The organism is Methylobacterium sp. CCH5-D2, assembly GCF_001556475.1.
In the GTDB taxonomy this organism is placed as follows: Bacteria; Pseudomonadota; Alphaproteobacteria; order Rhizobiales; family Beijerinckiaceae; genus Methylobacterium; species Methylobacterium hispanicum.
The window spans coordinates 1-5,606 of the sequence record NZ_LSIX01000333.1; the positions used below are offsets into that span (position 1 = coordinate 1).

At 70.4% G+C, this 5,606-nt stretch carries 6 protein-coding genes; 5 read left to right on the top strand and 1 reads right to left on the bottom strand.

All coding sequences use genetic code 11. The annotated features are described in order from the left end of the window. A partial coding sequence (locus AX737_RS08750) for a M10 family metallopeptidase C-terminal domain-containing protein (RefSeq protein WP_066920640.1) occupies positions 1–1,448 on the bottom strand: 1,448 nt, incomplete at its 3' end. A 529-nt stretch (positions 1,449–1,977) separates the two neighbouring features. Here AX737_RS08750 and AX737_RS08755 point away from each other — a divergent pair. The 5 genes from AX737_RS08755 to kdpA all read left to right on the top strand — a co-directional run. After that, a complete protein-coding gene (locus AX737_RS08755; protein ID WP_066920642.1) occupies positions 1,978–3,015 on the top strand; it encodes a helix-turn-helix domain-containing protein in 1,038 nt (345 codons plus the stop codon). Between the two features lie 211 nt (positions 3,016–3,226). Then, the gene (locus AX737_RS34235; RefSeq protein WP_197430510.1) at positions 3,227–3,367 is read left to right on the top strand and encodes a hypothetical protein; all 141 of its coding nucleotides are present in this window, start codon (positions 3,227–3,229) and stop codon (positions 3,365–3,367) included. 398 nt (positions 3,368–3,765) lie between these two features. Next, positions 3,766–3,888 (top strand): hypothetical protein, encoded by a 123-nt coding sequence (locus AX737_RS37020; RefSeq protein ID WP_280949065.1) that lies wholly within the window; start codon positions 3,766–3,768, stop codon positions 3,886–3,888. A 12-nt stretch (positions 3,889–3,900) separates the two neighbouring features. After that, positions 3,901–3,990, top strand: coding sequence for a K(+)-transporting ATPase subunit F (locus AX737_RS08760; protein WP_017484418.1), 90 nt, complete (start codon positions 3,901–3,903; stop codon positions 3,988–3,990). A 23-nt stretch (positions 3,991–4,013) separates the two neighbouring features. After that, positions 4,014–5,606, top strand: a 1,593-nt coding sequence (gene kdpA, locus AX737_RS08765; protein WP_066920644.1) for a potassium-transporting ATPase subunit KdpA, incomplete at its 3' end; no start/stop codon positions are given.

Genomic DNA, 5,606 nt, shown 5'->3' on the forward strand with positions numbered 1-5,606 from the left:
TTGCCGAAGAGCACGTCGTCGCCCTGGCCGCCGTAGAGCGTATCGTTGCCCTGACCGCCGTAGAGGGTGTCTGCGCCCTGGTTGCCGTACACGATGTCGGCGCCGAGGTTCCCGTAGACGACGTCGTTGCCGAGATTGCCGAAGGCCACGTCCGCGTCCTGGCCGCCGATCACGCTGTCGTTGCCCTGGCCGCCGTACAGCACGTCCGCGCCCTGGTTTCCGTAGATCAGGTCGTCGCCCTGGTTGCCGTAGAGGACGTCCGCCCCGCCGCCGCCGGCGAGCGTGTCGGTTCCGAGGCCGCCCTGCAGGATCTCGGCGGCTTCTCCGCCCGCGATGCGGTCGGCGCCGGAGCCGCCGATCGCGCGGCCGACCTGCGTGCCGTAGGCGATGCCGATGTTGTTGGTGAGGCCGCCGGCGCTGCTGAAGCTGCCGGGGGTCAGGTCCACGACGGCGTTCTGAGCGAAGCCGGAGAGATCGAGGGTGTTTCCGGACGCGCTGCTGTAGAGCGTCACCACCGGGCGCGTGTTGATGCTGAAGTCGAAGAAGGTCTTCGTCGCGTCGGCGATGGTGGTGTTGAAGCCGAAGGTCTGCGCCTGCGTGAGCGTGCCGACGGTCGCGGCGCCGTAGATCCGCTGGATCGCCAGGATGTCGAGGGATTGCGGCGTCACCGCCTGGTTCGGAGAGGTCCCGTCCGCCGCCAGCCCGTAATTGGCGCGCAGCGGGTAGCTGCCGTACAGCCGCGCGTTCACGTCGTTGGGCGCGACGTACGACATGATGCTGTAGGGGGCCTGATCGTAGACCGTGAACTGCGCCGCCGATGCGCCGGCCCCGCCCGTCCCCTCGCCCTCGTTGTAGGGGCCGCCATGGTCGAGGCCGAGCAGGTGGCCGATCTCGTGCACGGCGGTGTTGAAGGCGTTGCCGCCGTCCGAGTAATCGTTGGCCCAGTTGCCGAAGCCGATGCCCGGCCGCATGTCCACGCTGATATAGGGGCCGACGCGCTGCGGGATCAGGCTCGAGCCGATCGGCACGGCGTACGCGTCGGCTGCCGTGAAGAAGGCCTTCGTGTCGGTGTTGCGGCGGAACGTGAAGTCGGCCGCGGCCGTGCCGGAGGCCTCCGCGAACTGGACGTTGGCGACGTTCTGCCAGACCTGCATGCCCGCCAGGTAGGTCGCCTTCTCGGCGGCGCTGAAGCTCCCGTCGAAGGCGTAGCGCAGGGTGCCGCCCGGGGTGCCCGCTGTCTTGTTCGGCCCGGAGAGGTCTCCCCCGGCGGTGGGGAAGCCGCCGCCCCACTTGAATACGCCGGATTCCGTGGCGTTGTAGCTCCGGTCGGTCGCGTTGTAGGTCGCGCCCGCTGTCGCGGCGACGGTTCCGTCGGCATTGAAGCCGGAGATGAAGACGATCTCGCGAAGGGCATCCGCGCTGAGGGCTGGTAGAACTTGAGCAACCATTGGTCGTCCCCCTGAAGCTGCGTTGTTCAGGTCCGGCTGGACAGTGCAGCGTCGTGCATGATGGATCGGTCCGCGGACATCTCTCCGCAACGCGGCGGATGATGCCCGGTCGTCCAATGTTTTGATGCATGTGATCCAGGTTTCCGGCTGTAACGCCGCGGCAACATGGTTGCGGCCCTAGCAAGTCGTGGGACTGGCTGGGCGACATTTGAGACGCGGAACCGTGATCCGACAGGCGAGTATTCTGCCCCGACCGGTGCCCTACTGCACTGCACACGCCGCCGCCGCCGCGCGCTGCGCCGCGGGGGCTGCCGGCCCCGGGGGGCGCACGTGCAACAGATCAGCCGATCCGCCGGGGGCGAGCCAGTCGAGCCCGAACTCGTTACTGAGTGTGTTCACAATTTCAGGCTATCCCTTCGCACGAGGGTCATTCACGAAGCGCCCAGCCACAGTCTCGCACGGAATCCGCGAGTCTTCCGGCGTCGGCGTTTCGTGCCGAGCCTGACTGGTCGGCGATCAAGAACGAACGATGTCGAACAAGGACGTTGAGGGTCCGCAGGGCGAGGGTCCGCGGATCCTGTGCCACCGCTTCGAGCCCCCCGCCGACAGGGCCGACCTGGGACGCGCGTGGCGTGAGCACCTCGCGCCCGTCTTCGCGGTCGCCTTCCGGCCCGAGACAGACCTCACGGTGCCGATCGCGATGCGCTCCTACCACCTCGGCGACCTGCTGATCGGGGACGTGGTCGCCCCCGCCCACATCCTGGAGCGCACGCCCGAGATGATCCAGCAGCAGGGGCTCGACCATATCCTGCTGCAATTCTACCGGCGGGGGCAGAGTACGGTCGAGAGCGAGGACAGGGCGAACCCGGTCCTCGAGACGCAGTGCGTGGTCTTCGACCTCGCCCAGCCCGTCCGCATCGTCGCCGCCGCCGTCGATGCCACGAACGTCGTGATCCCCCGCGCCCTCTTGGAGGACCAGGGATGCCGGCCGGAAGGCCTGCACGGCCAAGCCTTCGACCACGACGGCGATCCCTATGCGCGCCTCGTCCACGCCTTCATCGCCGACGTCGTCGCCTGCGGCGACCTGCTCCACCAGCACGAGGCCGCGACCGCCGCGCGGGCGATCGTGCAGCTCTGCGGCACCTATCTGCGCGGACGCGCGGGCACCGCCGCTCCCCAGAACCTCGATGCGAGCATCAAGGCGCGCCGCCTGATCGAGCGCGAGCTCCACGACTTCGCCCTCAGCCCGGCCACGATCGCGGCGCGCCTCGGCATGTCGCGCTCCACCCTGTACCGGCTCTTCGGCGAGACCGGGGGCGTGCTCGCCTACATCCGGGACCGCCGCCTGATGCGCGCGATGCGGATGCTCGTCCGAGGGGATGCGGCGCGCCCGCTGCGCATCTCGCAACTCGCCTACGCGGTCGGCTTCTCGGACGAGAAGACGTTCCGCCGCGCCTTCCGCCAGCGGTTCGGCTTCATCCCGAGCGAGGCGGTCGCCTACCCGTTCGGCGTCGGCGAGCGGCAGGCCGGGATCTCCGTGCTGCGGAGCTGGTTCGACAACCTGTGAGGCGGCGCTCCGCACTGGTGCCGGCGCGCCCCTCGGCCGGGCGACCGTCCGACCTGCGCCGGCTGGCGACGGAGCCCTGCACGGGCACGGGGGACCCGCGGCCGTCCCCTATGGATCCCTTATGCCCGGCGGCCCGCACCCGGCTTGTTCCCTAACGCGGTGAGCGGGCTTTCTCGCGCCACCCGGGCATCCGCCCGGATGGAGCCTTCCCATGAGCGTCTTCCGGCACATCGCCGCCGAATGCAGGGCCGATCGCGTCTTCGCCCTGATGATCCTGGGTCTCGGCTCGTGGTCGGCCGTCTCCCTGGCGCTGCTCGCGCTGAACATCCTCGACCTGCTGCCCGCGCCGTGAGGCCGACCGCCCGCCCCGGGGCGACCACGCTCCAGCCCCGAGCCGCCCCGCCGCGGCCGACCGGCCGCTGCGACCCCGGTGGGTCCGGCCTCCGATGCGTCGGCGGCCGCTGCCCGATCTGCGCCATTCCCTTTCGCGGCTTCACGGACGGCGATACGGGCGTGATCCGGATCGACCGGGCCGGCTGGGGCGAGGCCTGTCCGCGCGCGGCGCTCCTGGGGGCGCCGGGCGCCTGTCCCGCCCTGCGGGCGGCGTGGCGGCGGGCGTGTCCGGCCGGCTCCGGCGGCCCGGCTGCGGGCCGATCCTAACGCGATCCTTACAACAACGCCGCCCGCCCCCGCTCGAACCCTAACGCGGTTCCCGTCCACATTCCGGGTCGGCCGAGGCCGGTCGCGGGCATGCCCGCCGCCGGCCGGCCCGACAGACACGGACGACCCATGCCCGACATCCTCTTCCTCGCCGGAGGCCTCGCCGTCTTCGCGCTCGCCGCCGGCTACGCCGTCCTCTGCGAACGGCTCTGAAGGCAGGCCGCCATGACCCTCGACCTTGCTCTCGGCGCCCTCGTGACCGCCGGGCTCCTCGTCTACCTCACCTACGCCCTCGTCCGCCCCGAGCGGTTCTGAGCGGCCGAGCACGGACCACCCCTATGACACTCAACGGCTGGATGCAGATCGCGCTCTACGGCGCGATCGTGCTGGCGCTCGTGCGCCCGCTCGGGGCCTACATGACCCGGGTCTTCGACGGCGGGCGCACGCCCCTCTCGCCCGTCCTCGGCCCGCTCGAGCGCGGGCTCTACCGCCTCGCCGGCATCGATGCCCGGCAGGAGCAGACCTGGCTCGGCTACGCGGGCGCGATGGTGCTGTTCAACCTCGCGGGCTTCGTCCTGCTCTACGCGATCCTGCGGCTGCAGGCGGCGCTGCCGCTCAATCCGACCGAACAGGCCGCGGTGGCGCCGGACCTCGCCTTCAACACCGCGACAAGCTTCGTCACCAACACCAACTGGCAGTCCTACGGCGGCGAGACCACGCTCTCGTACCTCGCCCAGATGCTCGGGCTGACCCACCAGAACTTCGTCTCGGCGGCCTCCGGCATGGCGGTGGCGGTGGCGGTGATCCGTGGGTTCGCCCGCGCCTCGTCGAGGACGCTGGGCTCGTTCTGGGTCGATACGACCCGCGCCACCCTCTACGTGCTGCTGCCGCTCTGCGTCCTGATCGCGCTGGTCCTCGTGTCGCAGGGCATGCCGCAGACGCTCGCCCCCTCCGTCGAGGCGACGACCCTCGAGGGCGCGCGGCAGACCATCGCGGTCGGACCCGTGGCGAGCCAGGTCGCCATCAAGATGCTCGGGACCAATGGCGGCGGCTTCTTCAACGCCAACGCCGCCCACCCCTTCGAGAACCCGACCGCGCTCTCGAACCTCCTACAGATGGTCGCGATCTTCGCGATCGGTGCCGCGCTCACCAACGTCTTCGGCCGCATGGTCGGCGACGAGCGCCAGGGCTGGGCGATCCTGGCCGCGATGGGCCTGCTCTTCGCGGCCGGCGTCCTCGTGACCTACTGGGCGGAGGCGAGCGCCCACGGAGTCCTTGCCGATCTCGGCCTCGCGGGCGGCAACATGGAGGGCAAGGAGGTCCGCTTCGGCATCGCCGCCTCCGCGCTGTTCGCGGTGATCACCACGGCCGCCTCCTGCGGCGCGGTCAACGCGATGCACGATTCCTTCACGGCGCTCGGCGGTCTCGTGCCGCTCCTCAACATGCAGCTCGGCGAGGTCATCGTCGGCGGCGTGGGTGCCGGCCTCTACGGCATGCTGGTCTTCGTCGTGGTGGCGATCTTCGTGGCCGGCCTGATGGTCGGGCGCACGCCCGAATATCTCGGCAAGAAGATCGAGGCACGCGAGGTGAAGATGGCGGTGCTCGGCATCCTCTGCCTGCCGCTGATGATGCTGGGCTTCACCGCGCTCGCGACCGTCGTGCCCGCCGGCCTCGCGGGTCCGGCCAATGCAGGGCCCCACGGCTTCTCGGAGATCCTCTACGCCTACACCTCGGCCGCGGCCAACAACGGCTCGGCCTTCGGTGGTATCACCGCCAACACCCTGTTCTACAACACGACGCTCGCCATCGGCATGCTGGTCGGCCGGTTCTTCGTGAAGATCCCGGTGCTCGCCGTCGCGGGCTCGCTCGCGGCCAAGAAGCGGCTGCCGGCCTCGGCCGGCACCTTCCCGACTCATGGCGGCCTCTTCGTC

Bases quoted from the DNA above. Each gene is read 5' to 3' on its own strand.
- AX737_RS08755 (WP_066920642.1), top strand. From the start codon at position 1,978: ATGTCGAACAAGGACGTTGAGGGTCCGCAGGGCGAGGGTCCGCGGATC.
- AX737_RS34235 (WP_197430510.1), top strand. From the start codon at position 3,227: ATGAGCGTCTTCCGGCACATCGCCGCCGAATGCAGGGCCGATCGCGTC.
- AX737_RS37020 (WP_280949065.1), top strand. From the start codon at position 3,766: ATGCCCGCCGCCGGCCGGCCCGACAGACACGGACGACCCATGCCCGAC.
- AX737_RS08760 (WP_017484418.1), top strand. From the start codon at position 3,901: ATGACCCTCGACCTTGCTCTCGGCGCCCTCGTGACCGCCGGGCTCCTC.